At 52.4% G+C, this 17,086-nt stretch carries 17 protein-coding genes; 10 read left to right on the top strand and 7 right to left on the bottom strand.

Going from position 1 to position 17,086, the window contains the following annotated elements; translation table 11 throughout:
* Window position 1: 1 nt before the first annotated feature.
* From ftsQ to mutT, 7 genes are all read left to right on the top strand, one after another.
* Window positions 2–835 (top strand): cell division protein FtsQ, encoded by an 834-nt coding sequence (gene ftsQ, locus C2U43_RS21585; protein ID WP_003018758.1) that lies wholly within the window; start codon window positions 2–4, stop codon window positions 833–835.
* Window positions 832–2,094 carry a cell division protein FtsA gene (gene ftsA, locus C2U43_RS21580; protein ID WP_003018755.1) on the top strand — a complete coding sequence of 421 codons (1,263 nt, stop codon included), beginning with the start codon at window positions 832–834 and terminating at the stop codon, window positions 2,092–2,094. Before ftsQ ends, ftsA begins: the two co-directional genes overlap by 4 nt.
* Window positions 2,095–2,156: 62 nt before the next feature.
* Entirely contained in the window at window positions 2,157–3,308 is a 1,152-nt protein-coding gene (gene ftsZ, locus C2U43_RS21575) for a cell division protein FtsZ (RefSeq protein WP_003018753.1), read from the top strand.
* A 100-nt stretch (window positions 3,309–3,408) separates the two neighbouring features.
* Window positions 3,409–4,326 (top strand): UDP-3-O-acyl-N-acetylglucosamine deacetylase, encoded by a 918-nt coding sequence (gene lpxC / locus C2U43_RS21570; protein ID WP_006686706.1) that lies wholly within the window; start codon window positions 3,409–3,411, stop codon window positions 4,324–4,326.
* Window positions 4,327–4,609: 283 nt separating this feature from the next.
* The gene (secM, locus tag C2U43_RS21565) at window positions 4,610–5,116 is read left to right on the top strand and encodes a secA translation cis-regulator SecM (RefSeq protein WP_003829520.1); all 507 of its coding nucleotides are present in this window, start codon (window positions 4,610–4,612) and stop codon (window positions 5,114–5,116) included.
* Between the two features lie 60 nt (window positions 5,117–5,176).
* Complete coding sequence (gene secA / locus C2U43_RS21560) at window positions 5,177–7,882, top strand: preprotein translocase subunit SecA (protein ID WP_003829517.1); 2,706 nt, start codon at window positions 5,177–5,179, stop codon at window positions 7,880–7,882.
* 56 nt (window positions 7,883–7,938) lie between these two features.
* Window positions 7,939–8,328 (top strand): 8-oxo-dGTP diphosphatase MutT, encoded by a 390-nt coding sequence (mutT, locus tag C2U43_RS21555; protein ID WP_103285765.1) that lies wholly within the window; start codon window positions 7,939–7,941, stop codon window positions 8,326–8,328.
* 173 nt (window positions 8,329–8,501) lie between these two features.
* Here mutT and yacG read toward each other — a convergent pair whose 3' ends face one another.
* The 3 genes from yacG to coaE are packed head-to-tail and all read right to left on the bottom strand — an operon-like array spanning window position 8,502 to window position 10,069.
* Window positions 8,502–8,696 carry a DNA gyrase inhibitor YacG gene (gene yacG / locus C2U43_RS21550; protein WP_003018740.1) on the bottom strand — a complete coding sequence of 65 codons (195 nt, stop codon included), beginning with the start codon at window positions 8,694–8,696 and terminating at the stop codon, window positions 8,502–8,504.
* A gap of 9 nt (window positions 8,697–8,705) precedes the next feature.
* Entirely contained in the window at window positions 8,706–9,449 is a 744-nt protein-coding gene (gene zapD / locus C2U43_RS21545) for a cell division protein ZapD (protein WP_008786201.1), read from the bottom strand.
* Entirely contained in the window at window positions 9,449–10,069 is a 621-nt protein-coding gene (gene coaE, locus C2U43_RS21540; RefSeq protein WP_060682750.1) for a dephospho-CoA kinase, read from the bottom strand. Before coaE ends, zapD begins: the two co-directional genes overlap by 1 nt.
* Window positions 10,070–10,294: 225 nt before the next feature.
* On the opposite strand from coaE, the gene C2U43_RS21535 reads away from it, so the two are divergent.
* Window positions 10,295–11,338 (top strand): GMP reductase, encoded by a 1,044-nt coding sequence (locus C2U43_RS21535; protein WP_003829510.1) that lies wholly within the window; start codon window positions 10,295–10,297, stop codon window positions 11,336–11,338.
* Between the two features lie 57 nt (window positions 11,339–11,395).
* Here the strand turns inward: C2U43_RS21535 and hofC are convergent, their stop codons facing one another.
* The 4 genes from hofC to nadC form a co-directional block, all read right to left on the bottom strand.
* Window positions 11,396–12,598 carry a protein transport protein HofC gene (hofC, locus tag C2U43_RS21530; protein WP_103285764.1) on the bottom strand — a complete coding sequence of 401 codons (1,203 nt, stop codon included), beginning with the start codon at window positions 12,596–12,598 and terminating at the stop codon, window positions 11,396–11,398.
* Window positions 12,588–13,973, bottom strand: a complete 1,386-nt coding sequence (gene gspE / locus C2U43_RS21525; RefSeq protein WP_103285763.1) for a type II secretion system protein GspE — start codon at window positions 13,971–13,973, stop codon at window positions 12,588–12,590. The genes hofC and gspE overlap by 11 nt, the downstream gene beginning before the upstream one ends.
* Before the next feature lie 9 nt (window positions 13,974–13,982).
* Entirely contained in the window at window positions 13,983–14,420 is a 438-nt protein-coding gene (gene ppdD, locus C2U43_RS21520) for a prepilin peptidase-dependent pilin (RefSeq protein WP_003829506.1), read from the bottom strand.
* A 243-nt stretch (window positions 14,421–14,663) separates the two neighbouring features.
* Entirely contained in the window at window positions 14,664–15,557 is an 894-nt protein-coding gene (gene nadC, locus C2U43_RS21515) for a carboxylating nicotinate-nucleotide diphosphorylase (RefSeq protein WP_003837454.1), read from the bottom strand.
* 87 nt (window positions 15,558–15,644) lie between these two features.
* Between nadC and ampD the strand changes: the two genes are divergently transcribed.
* Both ampD and ampE read left to right on the top strand, forming a co-directional pair.
* Window positions 15,645–16,208, top strand: coding sequence for a 1,6-anhydro-N-acetylmuramyl-L-alanine amidase AmpD (ampD, locus tag C2U43_RS21510; protein ID WP_008786207.1), 564 nt, complete (start codon window positions 15,645–15,647; stop codon window positions 16,206–16,208).
* On the top strand, window positions 16,205–17,059 hold the full coding sequence (ampE, locus tag C2U43_RS21505; RefSeq protein ID WP_103285762.1) for a beta-lactamase regulator AmpE: 855 nt from the start codon (window positions 16,205–16,207) through the stop codon (window positions 17,057–17,059). Before ampD ends, ampE begins: the two co-directional genes overlap by 4 nt.
* Window positions 17,060–17,086: the final 27 nt, after the last annotated feature.

Below are 17,086 nucleotides of genomic sequence, written 5' to 3'. Positions count from 1 at the left end.
TATGTCGCAGGCTGCGCTGAACACGCGAAACGGTGATGAAGAAGAAGTAAACTCCTCACGCCGCAATAATGGAACGCGTCTTGCAGGAATATTGTTCCTGCTGACAGTGCTGTGCACCGTGTTTGTCAGCGGCTGGGTAGTGTTGGGATGGATGGAAGATGCGCAACGTTTGCCTTTATCGAAACTGGTGTTAACCGGCGAACGGCATTACACGCGCAATGACGATATTCGTCAGTCCATTTTGGCACTGGGCGCTCCGGGAACCTTTATGACTCAGGATGTGAACATCATCCAGAGTCAAATTGAACGCCTCCCCTGGATTAAACAGGCGAGCGTCAGAAAGCAATGGCCCGATGAATTGAAGATTCATCTGGTTGAATATGTGCCCATTGCGCGTTGGAATGACCAACATATGGTGGATGCTGAAGGAAATACGTTCAGTGTTCCAACCGGTCGGGCCAATAAGCAGGTATTACCCATGTTGTATGGACCGGAAGGCAGCGCAAGTGAAGTGTTGCAAGGGTTCCGCGATATGGGGCAGGTGCTGGCTAAGGATAGATTCACCCTGAAGGAAGCGGCGATGACCGCTCGTCGTTCCTGGCAGTTGACGCTGAATAACGATATTAAGCTGAATCTGGGCAGGGGCGATACGATAAAACGTTTGGCTCGCTTTGTGGAACTCTACCCGGTTTTACAGCAGCAGGCGCAAACCGATGGCAAACGGATTAGCTACGTTGATTTGCGTTATGACTCAGGAGCGGCAGTAGGCTGGGTTCCCTTGCCTCCTGAGGAATCTAATCAGCAACAGAATCAGGCACAGGCAGAACAACAATGATCAAGGCGACGGACAGAAAACTGGTAGTTGGACTGGAGATTGGCACCGCGAAGGTAGCCGCTTTAGTAGGGGAAGTTCTGCCCGACGGTATGGTCAATATCATTGGCGTGGGCAGTTGTCCATCGCGAGGTATGGATAAAGGCGGGGTGAATGACCTTGAGTCAGTGGTGAAGTGCGTACAGCGCGCCATTGACCAGGCTGAACTGATGGCAGATTGCCAGATTTCCTCGGTGTATCTGGCACTTTCCGGTAAACATATTAGCTGTCAAAATGAAATTGGTATGGTGCCCATTTCCGAAGAGGAAGTGACGCAGGAAGATGTGGAAAACGTGGTACATACGGCAAAATCCGTACGCGTTCGCGATGAACATCGTGTTCTGCACGTTATTCCGCAGGAATACGCCATCGACTACCAGGAAGGCATTAAAAATCCGGTCGGTCTTTCCGGCGTGCGTATGCAGGCAAAAGTCCATCTTATTACCTGCCACAACGACATGGCGAAGAACATTGTCAAAGCCGTTGAACGTTGTGGTCTGAAAGTTGACCAACTGATTTTTGCCGGGTTGGCAGCCAGTTATTCCGTGTTGACGGAAGATGAACGTGAGCTGGGTGTCTGCGTGGTGGATATTGGTGGTGGTACAATGGACATCGCCGTTTATACTGGCGGGGCGTTGCGCCACACTAAAGTTATCCCTTATGCAGGGAATGTAGTGACCAGCGATATCGCGTATGCCTTTGGTACGCCGCCGAGCGATGCTGAAGCCATCAAAGTGCGCCATGGTTGCGCGCTGGGCTCCATCGTGGGTAAAGACGAAAGCGTTGAAGTGCCAAGCGTAGGTGGTCGTCCACCGCGTAGCCTGCAACGTCAGACCCTGGCAGAGGTCATTGAGCCGCGTTATACCGAGCTGCTCAACCTGGTCAACGAAGAAATTTTGCAATTACAAGAACAGCTTCGCCAGCAGGGTGTGAAACATCATCTGGCGGCGGGGATTGTGTTAACCGGTGGCGCTGCGCAAATTGAAGGTCTTGCGGCCTGCGCACAGCGCGTGTTCCATACGCAAGTACGTATTGGCGCACCGCTGAATATCACTGGTCTGACGGATTATGCCCAGGAGCCTTATTATTCAACGGCAGTGGGGCTGCTTCACTACGGGAAAGAATCCCATTTGAGTGGTGAGGCTGAAGTAGAAAAACGCGTTACGGCATCAGTTGGCTCGTGGATCAAACGACTCAATAGCTGGCTGCGAAAAGAGTTTTAATTTTTAAAGAGACCAACGCACATTAACGGTCTCAGGCGACAGGCACAACGGAGAGAGAAACTATGTTTGAACCTATGGAACTTACCAATGACGCGGTGATTAAAGTCATCGGCGTCGGCGGCGGCGGCGGTAATGCCGTTGAACACATGGTGCGCGAGCGCATCGAAGGTGTTGAATTCTTCGCGGTGAATACCGACGCTCAGGCGTTGCGTAAAACGGCGGTTGGACAGACCATTCAGATTGGTAGCGGCATCACCAAAGGTCTGGGCGCGGGTGCAAACCCGGAAGTAGGCCGTAATGCGGCAGACGAAGATCGTGAAGCTCTGCGTGCAGCGCTTGACGGCGCAGACATGGTGTTTATCGCAGCAGGCATGGGCGGCGGTACCGGTACCGGTGCAGCGCCAGTGGTTGCTGAAGTAGCAAAAGATTTAGGTATTCTGACCGTTGCTGTCGTGACTAAGCCTTTCAACTTTGAAGGTAAGAAGCGTATGGCATTCGCGGAGCAGGGTATCACCGAGCTGTCCAAACATGTGGACTCTCTGATCACTATTCCGAATGACAAACTGCTGAAAGTGCTGGGTCGCGGTATCTCCCTGCTGGATGCGTTTGGCGCAGCGAACGATGTGCTGAAAGGCGCAGTCCAGGGTATCGCTGAACTGATTACTCGTCCGGGCCTGATGAACGTCGACTTTGCAGACGTGCGCACCGTGATGTCCGAAATGGGCTACGCGATGATGGGTTCAGGCGTGGCAAGCGGTGAAGACCGTGCAGAAGAAGCGGCTGAAATGGCTATCTCTTCTCCGCTGCTGGAAGACATCGATCTGTCTGGCGCGCGCGGCGTGCTGGTCAACATTACTGCGGGCTTCGACCTGCGTCTGGATGAGTTCGAAACCGTCGGTAACACGATTCGTGCCTTTGCATCGGATAATGCGACCGTGGTAATCGGTACCTCCCTGGACCCGGATATGAACGACGAACTGCGCGTCACCGTTGTTGCAACTGGAATTGGTATGGACAAACGTCCTGAAATCACTCTGGTGACCAACAAGCAGGTACAGCAGCCGGTAATGGATCGTTACCAGCAGCACGGCATGGCGCCGTTGACGCAAGAGCAGAAACCGGTAGCGAAAGTGGTTAACGACAATACCCCGCAAACCACCAAAGAGCCGGATTATCTGGATATCCCAGCATTCCTGCGTAAGCAAGCTGATTAAGAATTAGCTGGAATTTGGGAATTGTGGCTCTTTGTGCTAAACTGGCCCACCGAATGTATAGTACACTTCGGTTGGATAGGTAATTTGGCGAGATTATACGATGATCAAACAAAGGACTCTTAAACGTATCGTTCAGGCGACTGGCGTCGGTTTGCATACCGGCAAAAAAGTCACCCTGACATTACGCCCTGCGCCGGCCAACACCGGGGTCATCTATCGTCGCACCGACTTGAATCCTCCGGTAGATTTCCCGGCCGATGCCAAATCTGTGCGTGATACCATGCTCTGTACGTGTCTGGTCAATGAGCATGATGTACGGATTTCAACCGTAGAGCACCTTAATGCTGCTCTGGCGGGTTTAGGTATCGATAACATCGTTATTGAAGTTAACGCACCGGAAATCCCGATCATGGATGGCAGTGCCGCTCCGTTCGTTTATCTGCTGCTTGATGCAGGTATTGAAGAACTGAGCAGCGCCAAAAAATTTGTTCGCATCAAAGAGACCGTTCGTGTCGAAGATGGCGATAAGTGGGCTGAGTTTAAGCCGTATAATGGTTTTACGTTGGATTTCACCATCGACTTTAACCATCCGGCGATCGACTCCAGCACGCAGCGCTACGCGATGAACTTCTCTGCGGATGCGTTCATGCGTCAGATCAGCCGTGCGCGTACTTTCGGCTTCATGCGTGATATCGAATATCTGCAGTCCCGCGGCCTGTGCCTGGGCGGTAGCTTCGATTGTGCCATCGTTGTTGACGATTATCGCGTATTGAACGAAGACGGCCTGCGTTTTGAAGATGAATTCGTTCGTCACAAAATGCTCGACGCGATCGGTGACTTGTTCATGTGTGGTCACAACATTATTGGTGCATTTACCGCGTATAAATCCGGTCATGCATTGAATAACAAACTGTTGCAGGCGGTCCTGGCAAAACAGGAAGCCTGGGAATATGTGACCTTCCAGGACGATGCAGAACTGCCGTTGGCGTTCAAAGCACCATCGACCGTACTGGCATAACGACATACGCTGTCGCATAAATTCGACTGGTAAATCTGGCACTCTCTCCGGCCAGGTGAGCCAGTCGTTTTTTTATCTTCCGAGTGCAAACCATCTTATCTGAAGCGACTTTTTCCCCACAGGTAGATTAAAATACCGTTCGATCGCTGCTTTCTTAAGCATATTTACCCGCGACTTGCTGTCATTACTGCTGTGGTGCGAACGCATTAATGGTAAGATTTGTGCGCAAAAAATGGTTTTGCATTTGTAACCCCAAACGCAGGGTATATCAGGTGGCAATAACGTGAGTGGAATACTGACGCGCTGGCGACAGTTAGGCAGACGGTACTTCTGGCCGCATCTCCTGTTGGGGATGGTCGCGGCTAGTTTTGGCCTGCCCGCGCTCGGTAATGCTGCTGAACCTAATACCCCCGCGAAGGCGACCGCCAGCAATCACGATCAAGGCGCTAAAGTTAACTTTAGCCAGCTTGCTTTGCTGGAAGCGACTAATCGCCGCCCAAATTTTACCGTCGATTACTGGCATCAACATGCCATTCGTACGGTTATCCGCCATCTTTCTTTTGCCATGGCGCCTCAGGCGTTGCCCGTTGCCGAAGAGCCATTGCCAATCCAGGCGCACCATCTTGCGTTACTGAATACGCTCAGCGCGATGCTGACGCAGGAAGGCACTCCGCCCGCGACAGTAAGTCGCGTGACATACGCACACTTTACCTCTCAGGCCGCGTTTAGCGTTCCGGTCTGGATCAGCCAGCTGCAGGGTATCCGCGCTGGTCCTCAACGCCTCAGCTAAAAAAGAACCTTCCAACTTATAATTTTTGACTCCGCACCGCGGGGCGTTTGAGATTTTATTATGCTAATCAAATTATTAACGAAAGTATTCGGTAGCCGTAACGAGCGTACGCTGCGTCGTATGCGTAAAGTGGTCAATGTCATCAACGCGATGGAACCGGAGATGGAAAAACTCTCCGATGATGAACTGAAAGCGAAGACCGCTGAATTCCGCGCCCGTCTGGAAAAAGGTGCCAGCGTTGAGAGCCTGATCCCGGAAGCGTTCGCAGTAGTGCGTGAAGCGAGTAAGCGTGTGTTCGGTATGCGTCACTTCGACGTTCAGCTGCTGGGCGGTATGGTGCTTAACGATCGCTGCATCGCGGAAATGCGTACTGGTGAAGGTAAAACTCTTACCGCGACGCTGCCAGCCTACCTGAACGCATTAAGCGGGAAGGGCGTACACGTGGTTACCGTGAACGACTATCTGGCTCAGCGTGATGCCGAAAATAACCGCCCGCTGTTTGAATTCCTCGGCATGACCGTTGGTATCAACATGTCTGGCCTGCCTGCGCCAGCCAAGCGTGAAGCCTACAACGCCGATATTACTTACGGTACCAACAACGAATACGGCTTTGACTACCTGCGTGACAACATGGCGTTTAGTCCGGAAGAGCGTGTTCAACGTAAACTGCACTATGCGCTGGTCGATGAAGTCGACTCCATCCTGATCGATGAAGCGCGTACGCCGCTGATCATTTCCGGCCCGGCTGAAGACAGCTCGGAAATGTACAAAAAAGTGAATAAAATCATCCCGCACCTGATCCGTCAGGAGAAGGAAGATTCCGACACGTTCCAGGGCGAAGGCCACTTCTCTGTTGATGAGAAAGCGCGCCAGGTTAACCTGACCGAACGTGGTCTGGTACTGATTGAAGAGCTGCTGGTTAACGAAGGCATTATGGACGAGGGCGAGTCACTGTACTCTCCAGGCAACATTATGCTGATGCACCACGTGACTGCCGCACTGCGTGCGCACGTGCTGTTTACCCGCGACGTAGACTACATCGTGAAAGACGGCGAAGTTATCATCGTCGATGAACACACCGGTCGTACCATGCAGGGGCGTCGCTGGTCCGATGGTCTGCACCAGGCTGTTGAAGCTAAAGAAGGCGTAGAGATCCAGAACGAGAACCAGACGCTGGCATCTATTACCTTCCAGAACTACTTCCGTTTGTACGAAAAACTGGCCGGTATGACCGGTACAGCCGACACTGAAGCGTTTGAATTTAGCTCCATCTACAAACTGGATACCGTGGTTGTGCCGACCAACCGTCCGATGATCCGTAAGGATTTACCGGATCTGGTGTACATGACCGAAGCGGAAAAAATTCAGGCGATCATTGAAGATATTAAAGAGCGTACCGCAAATGGCCAGCCGGTACTGGTAGGTACTATCTCCATTGAAAAATCGGAAGTAGTGTCTAACGAGCTGAGCAAAGCGGGTATCAAACACAATGTTCTGAACGCCAAATTCCACGCCAACGAAGCTGCAATCGTCGCCCAGGCGGGTTACCCGTCAGCCGTGACTATCGCGACGAACATGGCCGGTCGTGGTACCGATATCGTACTGGGCGGTAGCTGGCAGGCGGAAGTTGCCGAGCTGGAAAACCCAACTCCGGAACAAATCGCGCAGATTAAAGCCGAGTGGCAGGTTCGCCATGACGCGGTATTAGCTGCCGGTGGCTTGCATATTATCGGTACCGAGCGTCACGAATCTCGCCGTATCGATAACCAGCTGCGTGGTCGTTCAGGTCGTCAGGGTGATGCGGGCTCTTCCCGTTTCTATCTGTCGATGGAAGATGCGCTGATGCGTATTTTTGCCTCTGACCGCGTGTCAGGCATGATGCGTAAACTGGGTATGAAGCCAGGTGAAGCCATTGAACACCCATGGGTGACCAAAGCAATTGCTAACGCGCAGCGTAAAGTGGAAAGCCGCAACTTCGATATTCGTAAGCAGCTGCTGGAATATGATGACGTTGCCAACGATCAGCGTCGTGCTATCTACACCCAGCGTAACGAACTGCTGGACGTAACTGACGTTAGCGAAACCATCAACAGCATCCGTGAAGATGTCTTCAAAGCAACTATTGATGCCTATATTCCGCCGCAGTCTCTGGAAGAAATGTGGGATATCCCGGGTCTGCAGGAACGTCTGAAAAACGACTTCGATCTTGAGATGCCGATTTCAGAGTGGCTGGATAAAGAGCCTGAGCTGCACGAAGAAACGCTGCGTGAACGTATCCTGGCAAACGCCATCGAAGTTTATCAGCGTAAAGAAGAAGTTGTGGGCGCGGAGATGATGCGTCACTTCGAAAAAGGCGTGATGCTGCAAACTCTCGACTCTCTGTGGAAAGAGCACCTTGCTGCGATGGACTATCTGCGTCAGGGTATCCACCTGCGTGGTTATGCGCAAAAAGATCCGAAGCAGGAATACAAGCGTGAATCCTTCTCTATGTTTGCGTCAATGCTGGAATCACTGAAATACGAAGTGATCAGCACCCTGAGCAAAGTTCAGGTGCGTATGCCTGAAGAAGTCGAAGCCATGGAGCAGCAGCGTCGTGAAGAAGCTGAGCGCTTAGCGCAGATGCAGCAGTTGAGTCATAAAGGCGACGATTCTGCCGCGGCAGAAGAGCTGGCAGCACAAACTGGCGATCGTAAAGTGGGTCGTAACGATCCGTGTCCTTGCGGCTCTGGCAAAAAATACAAACAGTGCCACGGCCGTCTGAGCTAAGAAAATAACTTACTGAAAAGGCGCAGAATTCTGCGCCTTTTTTATGGACGATAAAGATGAAAATACTGCAAATCGCCGTCGGGATTATTCGTAATCAGCAACATGAAATTTTTATCACTCAGCGTGCGGCTGATGCCCACATGGCCAATAAGCTGGAGTTCCCCGGCGGGAAAATTGAAGTGGGAGAAACACCGGAGCAGGCGCTGATTCGCGAGCTACAGGAAGAAGTGGGGATCACGCCGACTCAAAGCTCATTGTTCGAAAAGCTGGAGTATCAGTTTCCGGACAGGCATATCACTCTGTGGTTCTGGCTGGTTGAAAGCTGGGAAGGCGAGCCGTGGGGAAAAGAGGGGCAACCGGCGCAGTGGATTGCGCAAGATGCTCTGAATGCGCAGGATTTCCCGCCCGCGAATGCACCGGTCATTGAAAAGCTGATAGCTGGCTAATGGTGCTGTAGGCCGGATAAGGCAACGCCGTATCCGGCAAATTATGGCGGGGGCGCTACGCTTGCCCGCCCTACGTTTTAGTTCGTAGGCCTGATAAGCGCAGCGCCATCAGGCAAAACAACATAAAATGTCGGATGCGGCATTGCCTTATCCGACCCACCGTTTTAGCAGAATTACTTCTGCTCTTCACTCCAGTCGTCGCTTTCTGACAGATCACCAGAGCTTGGGATGCGTTTCTCTTCTGCGGCCCACTCTCCCAGATCGATTAACTGGCAGCGCTTGCTGCAGAATGGGCGAAACGGACTGACCTCAGCCCATACTACAGGCTTGCCGCAGGTTGGGCAGTTGACGATGGTTTGTTCAGACATGTTGACTCCTTAACAGCACGCCAGTTCAAAATCGAGGCGCTCAGGCACCTGACCATTCTCGCTATCCAGCGGCATAAAGCGGATGGCAAAACGGCTCTTATGACCAGAGATTTGCGGATAAAGCAGCGAATCAAGCGGCAGCTGCAAGCGTAGCAGATCTGCATCTTCGCCGTTGTCCTGATAAAAACCATTCAGGCTGGTTTGCTTACGAAACGGTGCTGAGTTGCGAATTAAATCCAGTACCAGCGACAGCGCCTGGTTGAGCGGATTCAGGCTGGCAAGCCAGGTTTCAACCTGCGCGTCACGATGCGACTGTGCCAGGTGTAACCAGATATGCAGAGTCGGCAGATCGAAACTGCAGCACCCGCCAGGAATACTTAAACGCTGACGTACGAGACCAATCAGACGATCTTCGCGCAGCGTCTGTCCAATACGCGGGGCAGAAATCAGAATGCTGCCTGCACTTTTTAGCTGCTGACGCAAAGAGTCGATTCTGCTTTGATCGACGCCGGGAACTTCGACCCAGGCCTGGAGTTTACGCTGCTGTCGCTCCAGTTCTTTGAGGAGTTCGGTACGGACTTCGCCACGTTCAAATACATCCAGTAAATCTCCGATATTGCGGAAAAAATGCAGAGCGCCGGCATGGTCAGTAATGGGCAAATTAACGGAGAGCTGTTGGATTAAAAACTCAATGCGCAGCCATGTACGCATCTTCTCATTGAGAGGGTGTTCAAAAAGGACCTGGGTGTGCATTACGATTTTTCCTGTGAGACAAACTGCGACGCGCATTGCAAATAGAGCGCGTGCAGGCGGGCGACATCCGAGGCGATGGCTTCCGGTGCGCCATTATTATCAATAACATCGTCTGCCACGGCCAGCCGCGCTTCACGCGTTGCCTGGGCAGCAAGAATTTGTTCAACATGCTCACGCGTGACGTCATCACGCTGCATGGTGCGTCTGAGCTGGGTTTCGGGGGTGACATCCACCACGAGTACGCGGTCGGCTTTTTTATACAGCGAATTTTCCACCAGCAAAGGGACAACCCATAGCAGATAAGGAGAGGTTGCTTGCTGAAACTGACGCTGGGTTTCCTGCTGAATAAGCGGATGAAGCAGAGCATTCAGCCAGCTTTTCTCCTCAGGATTGGAAAAAATGCGTTCGCGTAAAATGCGTCGCTGCAACGATCCGTCTGCGGCTATAACGTCGGAACCAAAATGTTCTTCGATCGCCTTAAGAGCAGGTGTGCCGGGTTCAACCACCTGGCGCGCAATAATATCTGCATCAATGACGTTTATTCCGAGGTCAGCGAACGCATTTGCAACGGTGCTTTTACCACTGCCAATGCCGCCGGTTAAGGCTACCGTATACCTCATAGATGCCGATCCTGGAGTTTAAGTTTGATTATCAAACAGTTAAAAGTTATGCGTGCGAAGGAGAGGCTGCTGCAGGATTAACCTACTATTCGCCAGGTAAATTTATGGGATTGTAGCGTAAAAAAAGAGAATTTCGCAGTCTTGCGCGGCATTGATTAGTGCGTATGATAGCGTCACTGGAGTTGTGAGTTTCGATTTTTCGCCATTAACCCCAGGAATCCGCACATGCGTATCGAAGAAGATCTGAAGTTAGGTTTCAAAGACGTTCTTATCCGCCCTAAGCGTTCTACTCTCAAAAGCCGTTCCGATGTTGAGCTGGAACGTCAATTTACCTTTAAGCATTCAGGTCAGACCTGGTCCGGCGTACCTATTATTGCCGCGAACATGGACACTGTCGGGACGTTTGCCATGGCAACGGCACTGGCTTCCTTCGACATCCTGACCGCTGTGCACAAACACTATTCTGTTGAAGACTGGGCCGCCTTCATCGCAGAGAGCTCTGCCGATGTGCTCAAACACGTAATGGTTTCAACCGGTACGTCTGATGCAGATTTCGAAAAAACTAAACAGATTCTGGCGCTCAACCCCGCGCTGAACTTTATCTGCATTGATGTGGCTAATGGCTACTCAGAGCATTTTGTTCAGTTCGTGTCGAAAGCGCGTGAAGCATGGCCGACTAAAACGATCTGTGCGGGCAATGTGGTCACCGGTGAAATGTGCGAAGAGCTGGTGCTCTCCGGTGCTGATATTGTCAAAGTCGGCATTGGCCCAGGTTCTGTATGTACCACGCGTGTAAAAACCGGCGTTGGCTATCCACAGCTTTCTGCGGTTATTGAATGCGCCGATGCAGCCCACGGTCTGGGTGGCATGATTGTCAGCGACGGCGGCTGCACCATGCCGGGTGACGTGGCAAAAGCGTTCGGTGGCGGTGCAGACTTCGTGATGCTCGGCGGCATGCTGGCTGGTCATGAAGAAAGTGGCGGCAAAATTGTTGAAGAGAACGGTGAGAAATTCATGCTGTTCTACGGTATGAGCTCTGAATCTGCCATGACGCGTCACGTAGGTGGTGTTGCACAGTACCGCGCTGCAGAAGGTAAAACCGTCAAGCTGCCACTGCGCGGCCCGGTTGATAATACCGCTCGCGATATCCTCGGCGGTTTGCGTTCTGCTTGTACCTATGTGGGCGCATCCCGTCTGAAAGAGCTGACCAAACGTACAACGTTTATTCGTGTACAGGAACAAGAAAACCGCGTTTTCAATAGTTTGTAAGAACAGCTAGTTCTGTGAAATGCCTGATGGCGTTACGCCGCCATCCGGCATTTGAATCTATCCCACCCCGCTCATCGCATCTCCCAAATGGAAAATCGGTAAATACATCGCGACGACCAGCGTACCGATGATAAGCCCCGTAATGACCAGCAACGCAGGCTCAAGTAATGCAGCCAAATTCTCAGCCTGAGCCAGGGTTTTCTCGCCATGGTGATGAGCAAGATTGCGCAGCATTGCATCCAGCGAGCCGGAAGCTTCACCAGTTCTGACCAGCTGTATACACAATGGGCTGAATTCACAGCTATTTTTAAGCGATAACCAGATCGGTTTTCCAGAGCTGATGTCCTGCTGAACCAGTGCTAAACGTTGCGACCAGAAAGGGTTAGCCAGCGTTTCGGTAACGCTCTCAAGACCCTGCAAAAAGGGAATGCCCGCATTTTGCGTTAACGCCAGAACAGTGAATATCTGCGTGAGTTTTTGCCCTCTCACCATCGGCCCTATGACCGGGAGGCTGAGCAGCAATTTCTGGCGCAGAATGAGCCAGTACGGTTTCTGCTTTATCAAATGATGTGTGGCAACTGCTACCAGGCCAAGTGCTACCGCCAGCCATCCCCATTGGCTGCTACAGTGTGCGATGGTAATAATCCACTGAGTGAGCGCCGGTAGCGGGGTGTTGAACGTCTGGTAGATAGCGGCAAACTCAGGGAGTACAAACTGCAGCATCGCAAATACGACCATCACCGCCATTGTTATGATGATGATCGGATAGCGCAGGGCTTTTTTAACTTTATCAGCAAGTTGCTGTTGTTTCTTTTGCTGGTAGGCGAGTTCAAAACAGCAGTCGTCCAGCTTACCCGTAAGTTCTCCGGTACGGATCATTGCCTGATAAAGGGGCGGAAAAACGTGTTGCCATTGTGATAACGAGGTGGAGAGGGTAATGCCCTGTTCCATATCGTAAGACAGCGTACGCAGTAGCGCCTGCCATTGAGTGCTGGGATGCTGTTCAGCAAGCAGAGCTAGCCCTGTTGAGAGCGTTAACCCTGCTTTTAGCAATGTCGCCAACTGGTGTATGGTTTCGGCACTTCTTGTACGGCTCCAGTGCGAGATTTTGACACGCATACGTTTAATGCGCAGCGGCGTAATCTGTTGTTCCTCAAGAGCCAGCATCAATGACGGTCGGGTATCGGCCCATAGTGTGCCTTCCAGCGATTTACCCTCGTTGTTAATGCCTTGCCAGCGCCAAAGCTGTTTAGCGGACATGAGGCATGCCCAGTACACGAATCAGCTCTTCAAATGTCGTTAACCCTTGCTCGACGGCCTGACAGCCATTCTCGAAAAGCGTTCTCATTCCTGATTGCTGAGCATCAGATTCCACTTCGTCTACGGATGTGCCACTGGCAATACTCTGACGTAATGCCGGAGTAACAGGGAGCACTTCAAACAATGCCGTACGGCCATAAAATCCGTGATAACAATGTTTGCAGCCAGGGGCCTGCCAATTCGGTAGTGGTGTAGGCCAGACAGTTTTCGGGAGCGTGATAGGTGTACTCTGACGTTGTCGGCAATGGGGGCACAACTTTCTGACCAACCGCTGTGCAATAACGAGCGTCAGCGCGGAGGCGATCATCCAGCGTGCGACACCCATTTGTTGCAGGCGCACCAGCGTTTCACTGGTGGAATTGGTATGCAGCGTAGAAAGAACCAGATGACCTGTTTGTGCGGCTTTAAGGGCTATTTCTGCCGTTTCGCCATCGCGGATTTCACCCACCATGATAATGTCGGGATCCTGGCGCAGCAGCGCGCGCAATACGCCCTGAAAAGTCAAACCGGCGCGTGGGTGAATTTGCGTCTGGTTGAGACCTGCGATCGGGATCTCTACCGGATCCTCCACGCTACAAAGATTCACATCCGGGGTGTTTCGGGTTTGCAGCGCACTGTACAGCGTGACCGTTTTGCCGCTTCCGGTAGGTCCGGTGACCAGAATCAACCCCTGAGGCTGCTGCAAGGCTTGCGAAAATGCGGCCAGCTGCGCGTCTTGCATTCCCAGCGCCGCGATCTCCAGTGACTGATCGACCTGATGAAGTAGCCGTAACACGACTTTTTCGCCGTAGCGACAGGGTAGGGTGGCGATGCGAAACGAGACCGGCTCTCCTGAAATCTCAACGGTAAATTGTCCGTCTTGTGGAAGACGATGCTCGGCGATATCCAGGCTGCCTAATACTTTTAACCTTGCGGTGATGGCAATGCCCATCTCGGTCGTGACTTCCGGTAAAGCGTGAAGCACGCCATCTACGCGTAATCTGATTCGATAGTGATTTTCCTCGGGTTCAAAATGAATATCAGAAGCCCGTTGCGTCAGAGCGGAATGAAACGTCTGATTCAGCAAGTCTGCCGCGCTGGCGCTGCTTTTCGTGACTACTGCCGGGAGCATTTTCTGCGGTGTATGCGTGTGGCCTTCCATTTGCTGACGTGTCCAGCAGACAATGTCGATGTGTCGGGTGGTGGCAAAATGCAGCGCATCCAGCAGCTCGTGTGATGGGGCGTCTACGACGGCGATATGCACCACTTCATTGTCTGCATCCAGTAATATTGCCTGATAACGTTGGCATAGTGCCGTAAGTTGGGTGGTATTCATCTCTGTTCCTTAGTGGGTATCGAAGCGGAAAACGTCTTCACAGGCCTGCTGCAATGCGCTGTCGTTCTGGATGACGCAGTTTCGGTTCCAGCCGGTAATGCCGTTGGCATTGTCCCAACCTGGCGTCATGGTGATGCTTAGCCCGTTCAGGCTTTCCTGCCCACTAAGACTGACAACTCCCTTTTCAACGCTCATGGCTGAGACGTAACGGGTAGTTGTTGGAGAGGGAATACCATTCGTTCCGGCATCGCAGGTATCTGTTCCGCCATGCTCCAGTGCACAGAGCTCAACCGCCGTGCGATAGGGGACAAAGGTTTGCAGCATGTCCGTCAGCGCGGCTTTGCGCAGATAGTTTTGATATGCCGGAATGCCGATGGCGCTAAGGATGGCAATAATGCCAATCACCACCATGAGTTCGATAAGCGTAAAGCCTCGTTGCTTGTTCATCGTTCGCTCCTTGAGTTTGCTGGCGCTACTTTGGCAAACCGACGGGAGGACGGCGAGAGACAAAAAACAAAACGGGAAAGCGGGTTCAGAGGATTTTTACGAAATTACAGAGTCAGACAATGTATTTGCGAAGAGACTCGAAGAAACTGCCGGGTGGTGGTGTAAATGCCGTATTCGGCTTACGGAATAAACCTGTGTAGTAGGCCCGATAAGCGAAGCGTCATCGGGCAATACAATCAGCAATTAGCGAAATCGCATGGAGAGATCGAGTGCGCGAACATGTTTGGTCAGCGCGCCAACGGAGATAAAGTCCACACCGGTTTCGGCAAATTCGCGCAGCGTTTCATGGGTGACGTTGCCCGACACTTCCAGACGCGCCTGGCCGTTGGTGCGTTTTACCGCTTCGCGCATTTGGTCAGTTTCGAAGTTATCGAGCATGATGATATCGGCCCCGGCTTTCAGCGCGTCGTCCAGTTCATCCAGGCTTTCTACTTCGACTTCAACCGGCACATCCGGGTGCAACCAGAAGGCTTTTTCGACGGCCTGACGTACCGAGCCGGAAGCAATAATGTGGTTTTCTTTAATCAGGAAGGCGTCGGACAGCCCCAAACGATGATTCGCGCCGCCGCCGCACAATACGGCGTATTTTAGCGCGGTACGCAGTCCCGGCAGGGTTTTGCGGGTATCCAGCAGTTGGGTCTTGGTTCCCGCTAACAGGTCGACGTATTTACGCACTTCGCTCGCTACACCTGAAAGCGTCTGCACAAAATTCAGCGCAGTACGTTCACCGGTCAGTAAAACGCGGGAAGGGCCGTCCAGTTCAAACAGCGGCTGATTGGCCTTTATGCTGTCGCCATCTTCGACATGCCAGGTGATGTTGACATCATCGCCAGCCAGCTGAATAAAGACCTCTTCCACCCAACGTTTTCCACAAAAAACGCCATCTTCGCGGGTGATTACGGTGGCATGGGAGCGCATGTCTTCGGGTAAAAGCTGTGCGGTGATATCGTTATTGGCATCAACTTCTCCGCCTAAATCTTCACGCAGCGCCTGAGCTACAGCGGCAGGGATATCCAGATTTATGCGTTCCAACAGCGCGTCACGTCGGTAGTCAGGGTTATAGCGGCGAGGCGGCATGATAAAACTCCAAATTGCTAACGAATCATAAGGTGGAAACATGCTACCCTGAACCTGATATGAGCACCACCAATAAGGAGATTCTGCATGTTGTTAGACGAGGGCTGGCTGGCAGAGGCGCGACGCGTTCCCTCTCCGCATTACGATTGCCGCCCGGATGACGAAAACCCTTCTCTGCTGGTGGTGCATAATATCAGCCTGCCGCCCGGCGAGTTTGGCGGCCCGTGGATAGACGCGCTGTTTACGGGCACGATTGATCCCAACGCCCATCCTTATTTTGCCGGGATCGCCCATCTGCGTGTTTCGGCCCATTGTTTGATTCGCCGTGACGGTGAAATCGTGCAATATGTGCCTTTTGATAAACGCGCCTGGCATGCGGGTGTGTCGAGCTATCAAGGGCGAGAACGCTGTAATGATTTTTCAATTGGTATTGAGTTGGAAGGGACGGATACGCTGGCCTATACCGATGCGCAGTATCAGCAACTGGCTGCCGTGACGAATACTCTGATTACGCGTTATCCGGCCATTGCTAACAACATGACAGGACATTGCAATATTGCGCCCGAGCGTAAGACCGATCCCGGGCCGTCCTTTGACTGGGCAAGGTTCCGCGCCCTGGTCACCCCCTCGTCGCACAAGGAGATGACATGACGCTGTTTACAACATTATTGGTGTTGATTGTTGAACGCCTGTTTAAGCTGGGTGAGCACTGGCAGCTTGATCACCGGATTGAAGCTTTTTTCCGCCGGATTAAGCATTTTTCGATGATGCGTACGGTAGGCATGACTCTGATTGCGATGGGAGTGACATTTCTGCTACTGCGTGCACTTCATGGGCTGTTGTTTAATGTTCCGTTGCTGGTGGCGTGGATCTTAATTGGCTTGCTGTGCATCGGTGCTGGCAAGGCGCGCCTTCACTATCACGCTTACCTGAACGCGGCTGCTCGCGATGATGCTCACGCCCGTGATGCGATGGCCAGCGAGCTGACGCTTATCCATGGGGTTCCGCCGGACTGCGATGAGCGTGAATTCTTGCGCGAACTGCAGAACGCGTTGTTATGGAACAACTTCCGCTTTTATCTGGCGCCGTTATTTTGGCTGATTGTCGGTGGTCCATGGGGACCTGTGACGCTGGTTGGTTATGCTTTTTTACGTGCCTGGCAGTCCTGGCTGGCGCGCTATCAGACACCGCACCAGCGTCTGCAATCAGGTATTGATGCGATCCTGCATGTGCTGGATTGGATCCCGGTGCGTCTGGCGGGCGTGGTCTATGCGCTGTTGGGACATGGCGAGAAGGCGCTGCCGGCCTGGCTTGCCTCGCTTGCGGATCTGCACACGTCGCAATATCAGGTGCTTACGCGTCTGGCGCAGTTCGCGCTGGCGCGTGAACCGCACACCGATAAAGTCGAAACGCCAAAAGCCGCCGTTTCGCTGGCGAAGAAAACCTCGTTTGTGGTGGTGGTGGTTATTGCGGTGCTCACCATTTATGGGGCATTAGTATAGCGTTGTACCGGATGGCGCTAATGCTTA

It is taken from the genome of Citrobacter freundii complex sp. CFNIH9, assembly GCF_002903305.1.
Classification (GTDB): Bacteria; Pseudomonadota; Gammaproteobacteria; order Enterobacterales; family Enterobacteriaceae; genus Citrobacter; species Citrobacter portucalensis.
This window is presented reverse-complemented; position numbering and strand designations above follow the sequence as displayed.